Annotated in this window: 17 protein-coding genes; 9 read left to right on the forward strand and 8 right to left on the reverse strand. The window is 72.5% G+C overall.

The window, feature by feature from the left end; all coding sequences use genetic code 11:
• Positions 1–69 precede the first annotated feature (69 nt).
• Both tpx and AB0E14_RS24050 read left to right on the forward strand, forming a co-directional pair.
• Positions 70–570, forward strand: a complete 501-nt coding sequence (tpx, locus tag AB0E14_RS24045) for a thiol peroxidase (protein ID WP_362421652.1) — start codon at positions 70–72, stop codon at positions 568–570.
• Positions 571–740: 170 nt separating this feature from the next.
• Positions 741–1,688, forward strand: coding sequence for a tetratricopeptide repeat protein (locus AB0E14_RS24050; RefSeq protein ID WP_362421654.1), 948 nt, complete (start codon positions 741–743; stop codon positions 1,686–1,688).
• A 15-nt stretch (positions 1,689–1,703) separates the two neighbouring features.
• Here the strand turns inward: AB0E14_RS24050 and AB0E14_RS24055 are convergent, their stop codons facing one another.
• From AB0E14_RS24055 to AB0E14_RS24075, 5 genes are all read right to left on the reverse strand, one after another.
• Positions 1,704–2,666, reverse strand: a complete 963-nt coding sequence (locus tag AB0E14_RS24055; protein ID WP_362421657.1) for an ABC transporter substrate-binding protein — start codon at positions 2,664–2,666, stop codon at positions 1,704–1,706.
• Position 2,667: 1 nt separating this feature from the next.
• Positions 2,668–4,641 carry an ABC transporter permease subunit gene (locus tag AB0E14_RS24060; RefSeq protein WP_362421660.1) on the reverse strand — a complete coding sequence of 658 codons (1,974 nt, stop codon included), beginning with the start codon at positions 4,639–4,641 and terminating at the stop codon, positions 2,668–2,670.
• Positions 4,642–4,708: 67 nt separating this feature from the next.
• Positions 4,709–5,776, reverse strand: coding sequence for a glycine betaine/L-proline ABC transporter ATP-binding protein (locus AB0E14_RS24065; protein ID WP_362421663.1), 1,068 nt, complete (start codon positions 5,774–5,776; stop codon positions 4,709–4,711).
• Positions 5,773–7,299 (reverse strand): GMC oxidoreductase, encoded by a 1,527-nt coding sequence (locus AB0E14_RS24070; RefSeq protein WP_362421666.1) that lies wholly within the window; start codon positions 7,297–7,299, stop codon positions 5,773–5,775. The genes AB0E14_RS24065 and AB0E14_RS24070 overlap by 4 nt, the downstream gene beginning before the upstream one ends.
• Positions 7,296–8,804, reverse strand: coding sequence for an aldehyde dehydrogenase family protein (locus tag AB0E14_RS24075; RefSeq protein ID WP_362421668.1), 1,509 nt, complete (start codon positions 8,802–8,804; stop codon positions 7,296–7,298). The genes AB0E14_RS24070 and AB0E14_RS24075 overlap by 4 nt, the downstream gene beginning before the upstream one ends.
• Positions 8,805–9,017: 213 nt before the next feature.
• Here AB0E14_RS24075 and AB0E14_RS24080 point away from each other — a divergent pair, with 213 nt between their 5' ends.
• The 6 genes from AB0E14_RS24080 to AB0E14_RS24105 all read left to right on the forward strand — a co-directional run bounded on the left by AB0E14_RS24080 (position 9,018) and on the right by AB0E14_RS24105 (position 12,043).
• Positions 9,018–9,455 carry a nitroreductase family deazaflavin-dependent oxidoreductase gene (locus AB0E14_RS24080; protein ID WP_362421670.1) on the forward strand — a complete coding sequence of 146 codons (438 nt, stop codon included), beginning with the start codon at positions 9,018–9,020 and terminating at the stop codon, positions 9,453–9,455.
• Positions 9,456–9,567: 112 nt separating this feature from the next.
• Complete coding sequence (locus tag AB0E14_RS24085; RefSeq protein ID WP_362421672.1) at positions 9,568–9,774, forward strand: cold shock domain-containing protein; 207 nt, start codon at positions 9,568–9,570, stop codon at positions 9,772–9,774.
• 181 nt (positions 9,775–9,955) lie between these two features.
• A complete protein-coding gene (locus AB0E14_RS24090; protein ID WP_362421674.1) occupies positions 9,956–10,309 on the forward strand; it encodes a sortase-dependent protein in 354 nt (117 codons plus the stop codon).
• Positions 10,306–10,944 (forward strand): class F sortase, encoded by a 639-nt coding sequence (locus AB0E14_RS24095; RefSeq protein WP_362421676.1) that lies wholly within the window; start codon positions 10,306–10,308, stop codon positions 10,942–10,944. The genes AB0E14_RS24090 and AB0E14_RS24095 overlap by 4 nt, the downstream gene beginning before the upstream one ends.
• A 108-nt stretch (positions 10,945–11,052) precedes the next feature.
• Positions 11,053–11,547, forward strand: coding sequence for an RNA polymerase sigma factor (locus AB0E14_RS24100; protein WP_362421678.1), 495 nt, complete (start codon positions 11,053–11,055; stop codon positions 11,545–11,547).
• Positions 11,531–12,043, forward strand: coding sequence for a hypothetical protein (locus AB0E14_RS24105; RefSeq protein WP_362421680.1), 513 nt, complete (start codon positions 11,531–11,533; stop codon positions 12,041–12,043). Before AB0E14_RS24100 ends, AB0E14_RS24105 begins: the two co-directional genes overlap by 17 nt.
• A 74-nt stretch (positions 12,044–12,117) precedes the next feature.
• Here AB0E14_RS24105 and AB0E14_RS24110 read toward each other — a convergent pair whose 3' ends face one another.
• The 3 genes from AB0E14_RS24110 to AB0E14_RS24120 all read right to left on the reverse strand — a co-directional run bounded on the left by AB0E14_RS24110 (position 12,118) and on the right by AB0E14_RS24120 (position 15,093).
• Positions 12,118–13,647, reverse strand: coding sequence for a UDP-N-acetylglucosamine 1-carboxyvinyltransferase (locus tag AB0E14_RS24110; protein WP_362421682.1), 1,530 nt, complete (start codon positions 13,645–13,647; stop codon positions 12,118–12,120).
• Positions 13,648–13,698: 51 nt separating this feature from the next.
• On the reverse strand, positions 13,699–14,055 hold the full coding sequence (locus tag AB0E14_RS24115) for a VOC family protein (RefSeq protein WP_362421763.1): 357 nt from the start codon (positions 14,053–14,055) through the stop codon (positions 13,699–13,701).
• A gap of 81 nt (positions 14,056–14,136) precedes the next feature.
• Positions 14,137–15,093: an AraC family transcriptional regulator gene (locus tag AB0E14_RS24120; RefSeq protein WP_362421685.1), complete on the reverse strand. Its 957-nt coding sequence runs from the start codon at positions 15,091–15,093 to the stop codon at positions 14,137–14,139.
• Positions 15,094–15,174: 81 nt separating this feature from the next.
• Here AB0E14_RS24120 and AB0E14_RS24125 point away from each other — a divergent pair, with 81 nt between their 5' ends.
• A complete protein-coding gene (locus AB0E14_RS24125; RefSeq protein WP_362421688.1) occupies positions 15,175–16,083 on the forward strand; it encodes an NAD(P)H-binding protein in 909 nt (302 codons plus the stop codon).
• The last annotated feature ends 8 nt before the right edge of the window (positions 16,084–16,091 follow it).

Consider the following 16,091-nt stretch of genomic DNA (forward strand, 5'->3'; position numbering starts at 1 on the left):
CCGGACCGGGCGATCACGCCACGTACGATCGGGGACGTTCTCGTAGTCACTCTCCGAGGGAGCTTCCCCATGGCCCAGATCGCGTTCAAGGGCAACCCCGTGCAGGTCAACGGCGAACTGCCCGCCCCCGGCAGCGTCGCTCCGGCGTTCTCGCTCGTCGCCAAGGAGCTGTCGGACAGCTCGCTGAAGGACTTCGCGGGCCGCCGCAAGGTGCTCAACATCTTCCCGAGCATCGACACCGGCGTCTGCGCCGCCTCGGTCCGCGCGTTCAACGAGAAGGCCGCCGACCTGGACAACACCGTCGTGCTCTGCATCTCCGCGGACCTGCCCTTCGCGCAGTCCCGCTTCTGCGGCGCCGAGGGCCTGGAGAACGTGCAGACGCTCTCCACCCTGCGCGACCGTGACTTCCACGCCAACTACGGCGTCGACATCGCCGACGGCCCGCTGGCCGGCCTGACCGCCCGCGCGGTCGTCGTCCTCGACGAGAACGACACGGTGCTCCACGCCGAGCTCGTCGGCGAGATCGCCACCGAGCCGAACTACGAGGCCGCCATCGCCGCCCTGAAGTAGTCGGCGGCCGGTGCGGGCGGGCCGCCGACGCGGCGCCCGCCCGCACCTGCCGGCCTGCCCACGACCGCCGGGTGAACACTGGTGGAAGCTTCGCCCCAGGGCGATTCGCGGGGCCCCGGCGCCGGGGATAGTGATCCCGGTCAGCCAGAGTTCACGCACGTGGGGGTTCGATGACGAGATGGGATGCGGTCCGGGTCCGGCAAGGTCTCGTCGACAGCTGTTCCTCGGCCGAGCAGGCCGGTGACCAGGCCCTGCGGAAGGGCAGGCCGCGCGAGGCGCGGCGGCACTACGAGCGGATGCTCGCGGAGTCGATCCGGCTCGCGGAGCAGTTCCCCGACCTCTCCACCCGGCGGGACCTGAGCCTGTCGTTCAACAAGTACGGCGACTTCTGGGTGGGCGCCGACCGCCTCGACCAGGCCGCTCAGGCCTACGAGGAGGGCCTCGCCATCGCCGGCCGGCTGCGCGAGGAGAACCCCGACGACATCCGGCTGCTGCGGGACCTCAGGTTCGGCGAGTCCGCGCTCGGCGAGATCGCCCTGCGGACCGGCGGGCCCGCCGCCCGGGACACCGCGCGCGACCGCTTCACGACGGCTCTCGCGCTCGCCGAGGACATCGTCGAGGCCGGCCCGCTCGACCCGGCCGACCGCCGGGAGCTGGGCGTCCTCCAGGAACGCCTCGGCCTGCTGGCGGCGGAACGCCAGGACCTCGACGAGGCCGCCCGCTGGTACGCCCGCGCCCTCGCCGTACGCCGTGAACTGGCGACCGAGCTGAAGGGCGACGCCCAGGCGCGCCGCGACCTCGGCGTCCAGTACGAGCGCCTCGGGGACCTGGCCCTGATCCGCCGCGACCTGGAAGCCGCCCGCGCCCACTACGACGAGTCGCTGTCCCTGCGCCGCGCCCTCCTCGGCGACGACCCCCGCGACCTGGCGACCCAGCGCGCCCTGAGCACCCTCTGCGAGCGCCTCGGCGACGTGGCCCTCCTCACCGAAGGCCCGGAGCAGGCCCGCCAGTGGTACGACGACAGCTTCGCGATCCTGGACGCCGCCTACGGGCCCAAGCACCCCGAGACCCGTACGCTCCGCAAGAAGCTCCGCAGCCACCCGGCGGCCCCGAACTGACCTCCGGCCGGCGCGTCAGGACGGGAGCCAGGCCCGCCAGGTCGCCTCGTTCTCCTTCACCCAGCGCTCCGCCGCCTCCTTCGGGGACAGCTTCTGCTCCGCGATCATCAGCGCGACGTCGTTCTGCGCCTCGGTCGTCCACCGGAACTTCTTCAGGAACGCGGCCGCGTCACCCCCGCCCGCCGCGAAGCGGGCGTTGAGGAACTTCTGCAGCGGGGTGTGCGGGTACGCGCAGGCCACCTTCTCCGGATCGGCGTCGCAGCCCTCCGTGTACGCGGGCAGCTTCACCTCCGTCATCGGGACCTTCTCGAACAGCCACTGGGGCTTGTACCAGTAGCTCAGGAACGGTTTCCTCTCCTTGGCGAACTGCTTGATCTGGGTGATCTGCGCCGCCTCCGAGCCCGCGAACACGACCTCGTAGTCGAGGTCCAGGTTCTTCACCAGCGCCTTGTCGTTCGTCACGTACGACGGCGAGCCGTCGAGCAGCTGGCCCTTTCCGCCGCTCTCCGCGGTACGGAGCCGGTCGGCGTACTTGTTCAGGTTCTTCCAGTCGGTGACGTCCGGGTGCTGCTCGGCGAAGTACGTCGGGACGAACCAGCCGATGTGGCCGGTCACCCCGAGGTCGCCGCCCCGCGCGATCGTCCCCTTGCCCTCGACGTACCGCTCCTCCTGCTCCGGGTGGCCCCAGTCCTCCAGGATGGCGTCCACCCGGCCCTGGCTGAGCGCGTCCCAGGCGGGCACCTCGTCGATCTGCACGGTGTCCACCCGGTAGCCGAGCTCGTGCTCCAGGAGGTACTGGGCGACGGCCACATTGGCCTGGGCGCCCACCCACGACTGCACCGACAGGGTCACCGTGCGGGAGCTCTCCGCGTCGGCGAACGGCGAGGCCTGGCGGGTCATGTCGGCTGCTCCGCAACCGGTGAGGCCGGCCACCAGGGCGGCGGCCGTCACGAGTGCGGCGATACGGGTACGAGCCATCTCAGGCCCCCTTTCCGGAGAGGTCACGGCGCTGCGTCGGCTGCGTGACACGGTCGAGCATCAGGCCAAGGCAGACGATCGCCGCGCCCGCGACCAGACCGGTCGCCAGGTCGCCCTGGGCCAGGCCGAAGACCGCGTCGTAGCCCAGCGCCCCGCCGCCCACGAGCCCGCCGATGACGACCACGGCGAGGACCAGGACCACGCCCTGGTTGACGGCGAGCAGCAGCGCGGGCCTGGCCAGCGGCAGCTGGACCTGGAGGAGTTGCTGGCGCCCGGTCGCGCCCAGCGAGCGCGCCGACTCCAGCGCGGCCGGGTCCACCGCGCGCACCCCCTGCGCGGTGATCCGGACGACGGCGGGCAGCGCGTAGACCACGGCGGCGGCGACCGCCGGGGCACGGCCCACCCCGAAGAGCGCGACCACGGGGATCAGGTACACGAACTGCGGCATCGTCTGGAAGACGTCGAGGACCGGGCGCAGCGCGCGGCCCAGACGGGCGCTGCGCGCCGCGGCGACCCCGAGGGCGACGCCGAGCAGCAGGGTCACCGCCACCGCGGCCAGGACCTGGGACAGCGTGTCGAGCGCCGGGTCCCAGACGCCGAGCACCCCGATCGCGGCCATCGCGAGGACGGCGGTCACGGCCGTGCGCCACGTGCCGATGAGCAGCGCGAGCGCGCCGACGGCGACCAGGACCGCCCACCAGGGCAGCCACTGCATTCCGTCGCGCAGCGGGTTGAGGACCCAGGTGGTGAACCGGGCCGCCCAGTCGGCGGTGCCGCCGACGAGGGGCACCCCGGAGTAGAGATGGGCGGTCATCCAGTCGACCGCCGTGTTGACGGGTCCGGCGATGTCCACCGTCCAGGCCGAGGGCCAGGCGAGCCGGTCGGCGAGGCGGCCCGCGACGGCGACGACGGCGGTCGCCGCGAGGGCGACGGCCCAGCCGAGCCGGGCCGAGGTCGGTCCCGTCCGGTGGTCCTGAGCCGCGCCGATCCGCCCGCACGCGGCGGCGGTCACCCGGTCCAGGACGACGGCCAGCAGCACGATCGGCACCCCGGCGGCGAGCGCCGCCCCGACGTCGACGGAGCCCAGCGCCTGGTACACCCGGTCTCCGAGGCCACCGGCGCCGATGACGGACGCGATGACGGCCATGCCGAGGGCCATCATGATCGACTGGTTGACGCCGAGCAGCAGCTCCTTGCGGGCCAGCGGCAGCCGGGCCGTCAGGAGCCGCTGCCTGCCGGTCGCGCCGAGCGAGGCGGCCGCCTCCATGACTCCGGCGTCCGCGCCCCGCAGCCCGAGCGCGGTGAGCCGCGCCATGGGCGGGGCGGCGTAGACGACGGTCGCGAGCACGGCCGCAGGGACGCCGATGCCGAAGACCAGGACGACGGGCAGCAGATACGCGAAGGCCGGCAGCACCTGCATGGTGTCGAGGACCGGGCGCAGGGCCCGGTGCGTCCGGTCGGAAAGACCGGCGGCGAGGCCCAGGAGCCCGCCGAGCAGTACGGAGGCGGCGACGGCGACCACCATCAGGGCGAGCGTCTGCATGGTGGGCACCCACATGCCGAGCAGCCCGCAGGCGGCGAACGCGGCGACGGACGTCAGCGCGAGCCGGACCCCGGCGACCCGCCAGGCCACCAGTCCGGCGGCGGCGGTCACGCCCGCCCAGCCGAGCGCGAGCAGCAGGAGGTACACCGCGCGGACGGAGACGACCACGGCGTTGCTGACGTGCCCGAGGACGTACAGGAAGAGCGGGTGGCCGTCCCGGTTGTCGATGATCCAGTCGCTGGTGCGGCCGAGCGGTCCCGACACGTCGACGGCGAGGGCCGAGGGCCAGCCTCCGCCGCCGAGCAGCAGGGAGCCGAGGACGAGCGCGAGCACCACGCCCGCCCCCACGAGCCGCCCCCGGTGGCGCGCGAGCGCGCGCAGCGCGGCCCCGGCGCCGCCCGGCGAGGCGGAGGTGACGGTGGTGGCGATCATCGGCCCCACCGCCCGGGCGTCTTCACACGGATCGGGCCGCCAGGCGGCCAGGTCGTCGGGGCGCGCATCAGGCCACCGCCTTCCCCGAGCCGGCGGCCGGCACCCCGGCGACGACGCCGAGGAGCGCCGCGTGGTCGACCACCCCGAGACACCGCCCGTCCTCGACGACCCGCGCGTTCTCGCCCGTACGCGCCACGGCCTCGATGGCCTCGTGGACGGTGGCGCTCGGGGCGAGCGCCGGGCCCGCCGCGCGCTCGTCCTCGTCGAGCGCCGGGCGCATCGCCGAGCGCACGGTCAGGACCTGCTCGCGCGGGACGTCCCGGACGAAGTCCCGGACGTACGCGTCGGCGGGGGAGCCCACGATCTCCTCGGGCGTGCCCAGCTGGACGACGCGGCCGTCGCGCATCAGCGCGATGCGGTCGCCGAGTTTCAGCGCCTCGGTCAGGTCGTGCGTGATGAAGACCATCGTCCGGCCCTCCTCGCGGTGCAGGCGGACGACCTCCTCCTGCATGTCCCGGCGGATCAGCGGGTCGAGCGCGCTGAACGGCTCGTCGAACAAAAGGACTTCGGGGTCCACGGCGAGCGCCCGGGCCAGCCCGACCCGCTGCTGCTGGCCGCCGGAGAGCTGGCCCGGTCTGCGGTGCTCCATGCCTTCGAGGCCCACCTTGGCGACGAACTCCGCGGCCCGCTCGCGCCGTTCACCACGGCCGACGCCCTGGATCTCCAGACCGTAGGCGACGTTGTCGAGCACCGAACGGTGCGGCAGCAGCCCGAAGTGCTGGAAGACCATCGCCGCCCGGTGCCGGCGCAGTTCGCGCAGCCGGCCGGCGTCCATGGACAGCACGTCCTCGCCGTCGATGGAGATCGCGCCCGAGGTCGGCTCGATCAGCCGCGTCAGGCAGCGGACCAGCGTCGACTTGCCCGAGCCGGACAGGCCCATGACGACGAAGACCTCACCCTTGCGGACGTCGAACGAGACCTCGCGGACGGCAGCGGTGCAGCCGGTCCGCTCGCGCAGCGCGGCGGCGTCGAGGGCGGCGAGTTCCGGGTCGGCGGGCACGCGGTCGGCCTTCGGTCCGAAGACCTTCCACAGGTCACGTACGGCGAAGACGGGGTTGGTCGGACTGGTACTCATCGTGTGCTGCCTCCCAGCAGATCGACGCATTTCTCGCCGACCATGAGCACGCAGATCATCGGGTTGACGGTGGTCATGGTCGGGAAGACGGACGCGTCGGCGATCCGGACGCCGTCGAGGCCGCGGATCCTGAGATCGGGGCCCACGACGGCGAGTTCGTCGTCGACGGCACCCATCCGGCAGGTGCCGGCCGGGTGGTAGACGGTGTGGGCCACGTGCCGGGCGTAGGCGCTGAGCTCCTCGTCGGAGGTGACCTCGGGGCCCGGGCAGACCTCGCGCTTCAGCCAGCCGGCGAGCGGTTCGCTCGCCGCGATCCGCCGGGCGATGCGGATCCCGTCGACGAGGGTCCGGCCGTCGTAGTCGTCCTCGTCGGTGAAGTACCGGAAGTCGAGGGCGGGTTTGACCTCGGGGTCGGCGCTCGTCAGGTAGAGCCGGCCGCGGCTGCGCGGCTTGGGGATGTTCGGGGTCATCGAGACGCCGTGCGCGGGCCGTTCGTAGCCCAGGCGCTCGGGATTGTCGGTGAAGGGGATCTGGTAGAAGTGGAACATCAGGTCCGGCCCCTCTTCCGCCGGGTCCCGCCGGACGAAGAGCCCGGCGTCCGAGTCCATCGCCGAGTTCTCCGGGATCGGACCGTGGGTCTCCCAGACGATGACGGACTCGGGGTGGTCCAGCAGGTTCTCCCCGACGCCCGGAAGGTCATGCACGACGGGGATGCCGAGCTTCTCCAGGTCGGCGCGCGGCCCGATGCCGGAGTGCAGCAGCAGCCGCGGGGTGTCCACCGCGCCCGCGCACACGAGTACCTCGCGCCGGGCGCGTACGACATGCTCCGCGCCGTCCTTCGTACGGATGTGCACGCCGGTGGCGCGGGTGCCTTCGAGTTCCAGCCGGAACGCCCAGGTCTCCAGGGCGATGTGCAGGTTCGGCCGGTCCAGGAAGGGGTGCAGATAGGCCACCGACGCGGAGGACCGCTTGTTGTTCTCCGGGTGGTAGGCGAGATCGAAGAACCCGACTCCTTCGTGGAAGGGCTGCTGGTTGAACCCTTCCACCCGCGGCACCCCGAGCGCGCTCTGCGCCGCGTCGACGAAGTCCCGGGCGATGGCGTTCCGGTCGGCCTCGTCGACGGGCACGATGTTGTTGCGCAGCCGCCCGAAGTACGGGTCCATGGCCGCCGCGTCCCACCCCTCGGCGCCCGCCTCGGCCCACTCGTCCCAGTCGCCGGGCAGCGGCTTGAACGCGATGAGCGTGTTGTGCGAGGAGCAGCCGCCGAGCACCCGCGCACGGCTGTGGCGGATGTGCGAGTTGCCCCGGGGCTGCTCGGTGGTGGGGTAGTCGTAGTCCAGCTCGCCGCCGAGCAGCCCCATCCAGCGCCGCAGGGTGAGGACGTCGTCGCGGCCGACGTCGCTGGGGCCGCCCTCGATGACGGCGACGCTCACGTCCGGGTCCTCGGTCAGCCGGGACGCGATGACGGAACCGGCGGTGCCGCCACCGACGACGACGTAGTCGTACACGTTCTGGTCGTTCATGCCTGGTCCTTCTCGGTCGTGCCGGCGAACCAGCGCACCGGGCGCGGGGCGAGGTTCTGGTAGATGTGCTTGGCCTCGCGGTACTCGGCGAGGCCGCTCGGGCCGAGCTCCCGGCCGATGCCGGACTTGCCGAAGCCGCCCCATTCCGCCTGCGGCAGATACGGGTGGAAGTCGTTGATCCAGACGGTGCCGTGCCGCAGCCGGGCCGCGACCCGGCGGGCGCGGTCCTCGTCGGAGCTCCACACGGCGCCGGCGAGGCCGTACTCGGTGTCGTTGGCGAGGGCGACGGCCTCCTCCTCGGTGCGGAAGGTCTCCACGGTCAGGACGGGTCCGAAGACCTCCTCGCGGACGACCCGCATGCGCCGGTGGCAGCGGTCGAGCACGGTGGGCCGGAAGAAGTACCCCGGCCCGTCGGGCCGCTCGCCGCCCGCCCTCAGCACCGCGCCCTCGCCGAGCGCGGAGGCCACGTACCCCTCGACCCGCGCGACCTGGGCGGCGGAGACGAGCGGCCCGCACTCGACGCCCTCGTCGGTGCCGCGGCCGAGCCGGATCAGCTCGGCCCGCCGCGCGAGTTCGGCGACGAAGCGGTCGCGCAGCGACTCCTCGACGATGAGGCGGGAGCCGGCGGAGCAGACCTGGCCGCTGTGGATGAAGGCGGCGTTGAGCGCCTGGTCGACAGCGGTGTCGAAGCCCTCGGGCGTGGAACAGGCGTCGGCGAAGACGACGTTGGGATTCTTGCCGCCGAGTTCGAGGGCGACCTTCTTCACACTGTCGGCGGCGGCCCTCGCGACCTTCGTACCGCTGACGATCCCGCCCGTGAAGGAGACGAGGTCGACGTCCGGATGCTCGGCGAGCCGGGCGCCGACGGTCTCGCCGGGACCGGTGACGATGTTCGCGGCGCCGAGCGGCAGCCCGGCCTCCATGAGCAGTTCGACCAGGACGACGGTGGTCAGCGGAGTGATCTCGCTCGGCTTGATCACGAAGGTGTTGCCCGCCGCGAGGGCCGGCGCGACCTTCCAACTGGCCTGGAGCAGGGGATAGTTCCACGGCGTGATGAGCGCGCAGACCCCGACGGGCTCCTGCACGACGACACTGTGGATCTCGGCGGACCCGGCGTCGACGACCCGCCCGCCGCTCTCCTTCTCGACGAGGTCGGCGAAGTACAGGAAGGCGTCGCGGACGCAGTCGACATCGACGCGCCCCTCCTCGAGCGTCTTGCCGGCGTCCTGGCTCTCCAGGGCCCCGATCCGCTCCCGGTCGCGCTCCAGGAGGCCGGCGACCCGCCGCAGCAGGGCGGCGCGCTCGGCGACGGGCGTACGCGGCCACGAACCGTCGTCGAACGCGGCGCGTGCCGCGGCCACGGCGTCATCGGTGTCCTTCGCCCCGCCTTCCGCCACGACGGCGAAGACGGTCGCGTCGACGGGATCGATGATCTCGCGCGTGGCGCCGGAGAGCGCGGCGCGCCACTCTCCGCCCACGTGGATGGTCTGTTGTGCTGCGGTCACGTCGCGTAGGGCCTTTCGTTCCTGTGAATCCCCCTGCCGGTAACGCCGGCGGTCCGGCCGCCTGCCCTGGCTCCGGGGATCCATGCGCAACGCCTCGCGGAGAGTGGCCCGCTTCACGTGCCAACACGCTCAAAACAGGACATTCGACTCCGCCGGCGCCCAGCGGAGGGGGTTCTCTGATGGACTGACCCGACCAACGCGAAAGGGAGCGCCATGCCTCTTGAGGGAACGTACGAACCCAGCCCGACGCAGTGGGTGCGGGACCAGGTCGAGCTGTACGAGGGGTCGGGCGGCACGGAGGGTACGACCATGCGCGGCCTGCCCGTCGTCCTGGTGACCAATGTCGGCGCGAAGAGCGGCAAGCTCCGCAAGACCCCGCTCATGCGCGTGGAGCACGAGGGCGCCTACGCGCTCGTCGCCTCCAACGGCGGCGCCGTGAAGCACCCGGTCTGGTACCACAACCTGGTCGCCTTCCCGCAGGTCGAGCTGCGCGACGGGACGGACCTGTGGGACATGAAGGCCCGCGTCGTGACCGGCGAGGAGCGTCAGGCCTGGTGGGAGCGGGCGGTCGCGGCCTTCCCCGACTACGCCGACTACCAGCGCGGGACCGAGCGGGAGATCCCGGTCTTCGTGGTCGAACGCGTGCAGTGACGAGCCGCCGCGGTCACTGCGCGTAGCGAGGTGACCGCTCGGAGGACCTTCCCAAGGGGCCCGTCCGGAGGTGAGATGGAAGGGAGGTGCAAGCCGCCCGAGGGAGTCCACCGTGAACGGCCGACGCAAGGGACTCGTGACGTACTTCAACCAGGAGGGCGGGTACGGGTTCATCACCCCGTACGGCGACGAGGACACCGTCTACGTCCGAGCCGAGGACGTCGAGACGGAGGACCACGTCCTGTCCGAGGGCCAGCAGGTCAGCTTCACCCTGGAACTGACCCCGGGCCGCTTCGAGGCGCGGCGGGTCCGCCCGTAGCGCCTCGCTCCCGGACGCTCGCCCCGGGGCACCGCTCGCGTGCCCGCCCCGGGCGGCACCGGCACCGCGCGACTTTGCCTTCTTTTTACAACCCGCCCTCGACGCCCGTCGTTTTTCTGCTCGATCCGAAGCCCAGCCCGCCGGGTCCCCGGCCGGGCGGACCGACGAAAGAGAGCGACTGATGCGTTCAACCGTCCTCACCACGCTGGCACTTGCCGGTAGCGCCGTCCTCGCGAGCGCGCTGCCCGCGTTCGCCGACGGCCCCGCGCCGAGCGCTGTTCCCACGACCCGCGCCGGCGCCGAGGCCACCCCGGCGCCCGCGCCCGCCGAGCCGACGAGGAGCGAGAAGCCGGTCCGGGAGCCCGCCCCCGGTCAGGTCTCCGTGGTACCGGAAGGAGCCCCCAGGACCGGAGTGGCGCCGGTGTCCGAGCAGTCGGGGACCGGCGGCGCGCTCATGGGCACGGGCGCCGTCGCCGCGCTCGGTGCCGTGGGCGCGGTCTTCGTCGTACGCCGTCGGCGCGCGACCGGAGCGTGACCTCGCTCCCCAGGCGCGCGTTCGCCGCCGCGGCCCTGGCGTGCGTGCTGGTGGGCTGCGGCGGAAACGGGGCCGACGACCGGCCCGCGACCCCGAGCCGTACCGCCCTCGCACCGCCCGAGTCCGCGCCGGCGACGACACCGGGGAACGCGAAGTCCGGGGCCGTGAAGGCTCTTCCGCGCTCCGTCCCGGCCCGCCTCCGGATCCCGGCCATCGGGGTGGACACCGCGATCATGCGGGTGGGGCTGGCCGCGGACGGCACCATGGAGGTGCCCCCGGTCGTCGCGGACGACCTGGCGGGCTGGTACCGGCACTCGCCGACGCCGGGCCAGAACGGCCCGTCGGTGATCGTCGGCCACCTCACGGTCGGCCGGTACGGCGACGGCGTCTTCCGGGACCTGTCCCGGCTGCACCGGGGCGACACGGTCACGGCGCACCGGGAGGACGGCACGACGGCCGTCTTCACGGTCACCACCGTGAAGACGGTTCCTCAGGCCGACTTCCCGGCGGACGACGTGTACGGGGACGTGGACCGTCCCGAGCTCCGGCTCATCACCTGCGGCGGCCCCCGCAGCGGTGACGGCTACCGCGACAACGTGGTCGTCTTCGCCGAGCTGAGCTCAACCACCCCCTGAATTCACCGACGAGCGGCGCGGGCCGAGGCAACCCACACCCCCGGCCCGCGCTCCTCCCTCACGAAGTCCGACGCAGCTCGAAGAAGCCCGACGCATCCCTGGAGAGCGTTGAAACGGTCACGCGACACAGCAGCCTCCGAGCTGTTCGCCGCCCTCTACCCCCGCCTCGCCGGCTGGTGCAGGCGCCTGGTGGACGACGACGAGACCGCCCACGACATCGCCTCGGAGGCGTTCACCCGGCTCTGGGCCCGCTGGACGTCCGTGGAGGAGCCCCGCGGCTTCCTCTACGTCACCGCGGCCAACATCGTCAGGGACCACTGGCGCAAGCTGGAGCGCGAACGCAAGGCCGTACGCCACGCCGGCCTCGAAGCCGCCGCCGGCGCGCTCACCGAGCAGCCGGCCGATCCCTCGGTACGGCTCCTCGTGCAGTCGCTGCCCGAACGCATGCGCGTCCCGATCCTGCTGCACTACTACGCTGACATGCCGGTCCGAGAGGTGTCCGCGCTGACCGGGCGCAAGGAAGGAACCATCAAGGCCGACCTCCACGCGGCCCGAGAACTGCTCCGCGCCCACCTGGGGAGGAACCTTGATCACGCGCTCTGACGACAGCTCGGGCCTCGAACCCGACGATCCCGTCGCGGTCCTCCTGCGCCCGCCGTCCGACCATCTCCTCCCGCCGCCCGGCAGGTTCGAGGAGATCCGACGCGGTGCCGCCCGCCGCCGGAGGCTGCGCGCAGCCGCCACAGGGCTCGGCGTGTCGTTCGCCGCCGCACTCATCGTGCTGCCGCTGCACCTCACGACATCCCCCGAGACGACCACACCCCCCACGATCCCCCTGGCCCCGCCTCCGACGAGCGGACCCGCCGTCACCCCCGCCCCCGAGAAGACGCCGGGCCCGGTCAACCCCCGCCCCTCGGAGTCGGCGACCCCGGCCCCCGGAAGAACGGCTGAGGCGAGCACCGACCCCACGTCAGAATCCGTACGGTCCCCCCGAACCACCCCCGACCCCCCACCGTCCAGGCATACCTCGACCCCCCGGACGGAGTCCCCGACCCCGACCCCCTCCCAGGACGGCTCACGCCTGCCCTCGCGCGGCTGAGCCGCGCACGGCCACCCTCCTGACCCGCTCACGTGCAGGTCGGGAGGGTGGCCGTGGGTGGATTCTGGGAGCGGTCAGATGTCCCGGAAGATCTCGATCTGCGCGCCCACCGAGTTCAGGCGCTCCGCCAGTTCCTCGTAACCCCGGTTGATGACGTACACGTTCCGGAGGACCGATGTGCCCTCGGCGGCCATCATCGCCAGGAGGACGACCACCGCGGGGCGCAGAGCCGGGGGGCACATCATCTCGGCCGCGCGCCAGCGGGTCGGGCCCTCGACCAGGACGCGGTGGGGGTCGAGGAGCTGGAGGCGGCCGCCGAGGCGGTTGAGGTCGGTGAGGTAGATCGCGCGGTTGTCGTAGACCCAGTCGTGGATCAGGGTCTTGCCCTGGGCCGTCGCCGCGATGGCCGCGAAGAACGGCACGTTGTCGATGTTCAGGCCCGGGAAGGGCATCGGGTGGATCTTGTCGATCGGGGCCTCCAGCTTGGAGGGCCGGACCGTCAGGTCCACCAGGCGCGTGCGGCCGTTGTCCGCCGCGTACTCCGCCGAGCGGTCGTGGTCGAGGCCCATCTCCTCCAGGACCGCGAGCTCGATCTCCATGAACTCGATCGGGACCCGGCGGATCGTCAGCTCGGACTCGGTCACCACCGCCGCGGCCAGCAGGCTCATCGCCTCGACCGGGTCCTCGGAGGGGGAGTAGTCCACGTCCACGTCGATCTTCGGGACGCCGTGCACCGTGAGGGTCGTCGTGCCGATGCCGTCCACCCGTACGCCCAGCGCCTCCAGGAAGAAGCAGAGGTCCTGGACCATGTAGTTGGAGGAGGCGTTGCGGATGACGGTCACGCCGTCGTGCCGGGCCGCGGCGAGCAGCGCGTTCTCCGTCACGGTGTCGCCGCGCTCGGTCAGCACGATCGGGCGGCCGGGGGAGACCGACGGCTCGACCTGCGCGTGGTAGAGGCCCTCGGTCGCCGTGATGTCGAGGCCGAACCGGCGCAGCGCGATCATGTGCGGCTCGATCGTGCGCGTACCGAGGTCGCAGCCGCCCGCGTACGGCAGCTTGAAGCGGTCCATCCGGTGCAGCAGCGGACCGAGGAACATGATGATCGAGCGCGTCCGGATCGCCGCCTCGGCGTCGATCGAGTCCATGTCCAGCTCGGCCGGAGGCACGATCTCCAGGTCGACCCCGTCGTTGATCCAACGGGTGCGCACACCGATGGAGTTGAGGACCTCCAGGAGCCGGAAGACCTCCTCGATCCGGGCGACCCGGCGCAGGACCGTGCGACCGCTGTTGAGGAGGGTGGCGCAGAGCAGCGCGACACATGCGTTCTTGCTGGTCTTGACGTCGATGGCCCCGGAGAGCCGGCGGCGGCCGACGACCCGCAGATGCATGGGGCCGGCGTAACCGAGGGACACGATCTCGCTGTCGAGTGCTTCGCCGATGCGTGCGATCATCTCAAGGCTGATGTTCTGGTTGCCACGTTCGATCCGGTTCACGGCGCTCTGGCTTGTGGCCAGGGCCTCGGCGAGCTGCGTCTGCGTCCAGCCACGGTGCTGACGGGCGTCACGGATGAGCTTGCCGATGCGTACGAGGTAGTCGTCTGCCATGGGCGTCACGTTATCTCAGATATGAGATGACGCTCGCGTGGGGGTGGGCCGTCAGGGTGACGCGTCGTGCGCGGTGGGGTGACGCGGTTCGTACAGCGGCAGTTCGGCCCCGCTCGGCAGGCGTACGGCGGCCAGCAGGCCCCAGCCCTGATCGCTGATGGGCCGTGAGATCTCGGCGCCGCGATCCTCCAGGGCGGTGAGCGTCGCGGTGACGTCCTCGCACATGAGGTAGAACTCGTGCTTCGGCTCACCCCGTGTCGGATGTACCGCGACCTCGGCCGGCGGCAGCTTGAAGACGAGCCAGCCGTCGCCCGCGTCGACGTGGTCGAAACCGAGGACGTCCCGGAGGAAGGCCCGGTCGGCGTCCGCGTCCGGCGTGTAGAGGATCACGTGCGCGCCGTTGAACATACCCATGTGGCGATCCTCGGCCCACGGTACGAACCCGGCAATTCCACCGCGCCCGTACGGGGCGGCTCGCCCGGCCCGGCGTCAGGCCGCGGGGGCCCTGGCCGCCGCGCGGTGGTGGCTGGGGCGGGTCCCGTGGACCCGCTGGAAAGCCACGCTCAGCCCGAACGCGCTGCGGTAGCCGACCTGTCGGGCGATCGCCTCCACCGTCTCGTCGGTGCGTGCCAGGCGATCGGCCGCCAGCGCCAGGCGCCAGCCGGTCAGGTAGGCCATCGGGGGTTCGCCGACCAGCTCGGTGAAGCGGCGGGCGAGCGTCGCCCGCGAAACGCCGCTCTCCTCGGCGAGCGACGCCACGGTCCACGGCCGCGCGGGCCGGTCGTGGATCTGCCGGAGCGCCCGGCCCACCACCGGGTCGCCGAGCGCCCGGTACCACCCCGGAGGATCGGCCTCCGGACGGCTGAACCACTCCCGCAGCGTGGACAGCAGCAGCAGATCGAGGAGCCGGTCGAGGACCGCCTGCTGCCCGGGGTCGTCGCGGCCGATCTCGTCGGCCGTCAGTTCCAGGATTGGTCCCGGCCCACCCTCCGGGCGGACCACCAGGATCCGGGGGAGCGCGCTCAGCAGCCGCTCCGAGACCTGCCCGCCGACCCGGTAGCTGCCGGTGAGCAGCACGGCGGGGCCGTTCGCGCTGTTCCCGCACACCCGCGGCCCGAGCACGATGTCCTCGCCGATCTCCTCGCCGTCCGCGGTCGTGCACCGGTAGGGGCCTTCCCGCACGTACACCGGTGCCGCCCCCGAGTCCGCCTCGTCGCGGAGGGAGAACGGCTCGGAGCCGATCACGACGGCCACGTCACCCTCGCCGAGCTGGACGGGCGGCGTGCCGTCGCCCGGGTCGACCAGGCCAGATCCCCGCAACATCGTCACCAGGGTGAGCGGGGTGCGGTCGGCGAAGCGGATCGACCACGGGGGCGCCAGGTGGTTCCGGCTGAACAGCGCGCCCTCGGACCTCACCTCGTACAGCAGACTCCCCAACGCGTCCATGCGGCAAGGCTAGACGCTCAGACATCGAATCGAGCGGATCGACCATTCCAGGCCTCAGGGTCGGCGCGTTTGACTCGACGCATGACCACCGACCTGTCGACGGCGACCACCTCGACCGTCACCTCGACCTCGACCGCCACCGCGTCGACCGCCACCACCCCGATCGCACCCGTCCTCGTCCTCGGCAGCACCGGCAAGACCGGCCGCCGCGTCCTCTCCCGCCTCCGGCACTCCGGCCACCAGGTCCGCGCCGCCTCCCGCAAGGGACCGACCCGCTTCGACTGGACCGACGAGTCCACCTGGGAGCCGGCCATCGCCGGTGTCCGCGCGGCCTATCTGGTCGACGCGCAGACCGCGGACGCGGCGGAGGCGATGCGCTCCTTCACCCAGCTGGCCGCCGCGCGCGGGGTCGAGCGGCTCGTCCTGCTCTCCGCCCATGACTGGGTGGTGCCGGACGGAGAGGAGAAGCTGCCGTGCGAGCGGGCGGTACGGGAGTCGGGCACGGCCTGGACGATCCTGAAACCGGCCTGGTTCGCGCAGAACTTCAGCGAGGACCCGTACTACCTGGGGCAGCTCCTCGACGGCGAGTTCGTGAGCTCGACGGGGACGGGCGCCGAGCCCTTCGTCGACGCCGACGACATCGCCGACGTGGCGGTCGCCGCCCTCACCGAGGACGGCCACGCCGGGCAGACGTACCGGCTGACCGGGCCGCGCCTGCTCGACCTCGACGAGGTCGTGGCGGAGATCGCCCGCGCCACGGGCCGGGACCTCGCCCATCGCGCGGTCACATCGGAAGAGTTCGCGGCCGTCGCCGAGCGCCAGGGGCTGCCGGGGGAGTACGCGGAACTCCTCGACACGCTCTACGGCTGGATCCGCGAGGAGCGCTTCGCCCGACTCGCCGACGGTGTACAACGCGCGCTCGGCCGCGAGCCGCGCGACTTCGCCGACTACGTCCGTACGACCGCGGCGACGGGCGTCTGGCACGGCTGACCCGGCCC

It is taken from the genome of Streptomyces sp. NPDC047981 (assembly GCF_040653315.1).
In the GTDB taxonomy this organism is placed as follows: domain Bacteria; phylum Actinomycetota; class Actinomycetes; order Streptomycetales; family Streptomycetaceae; genus Streptomyces.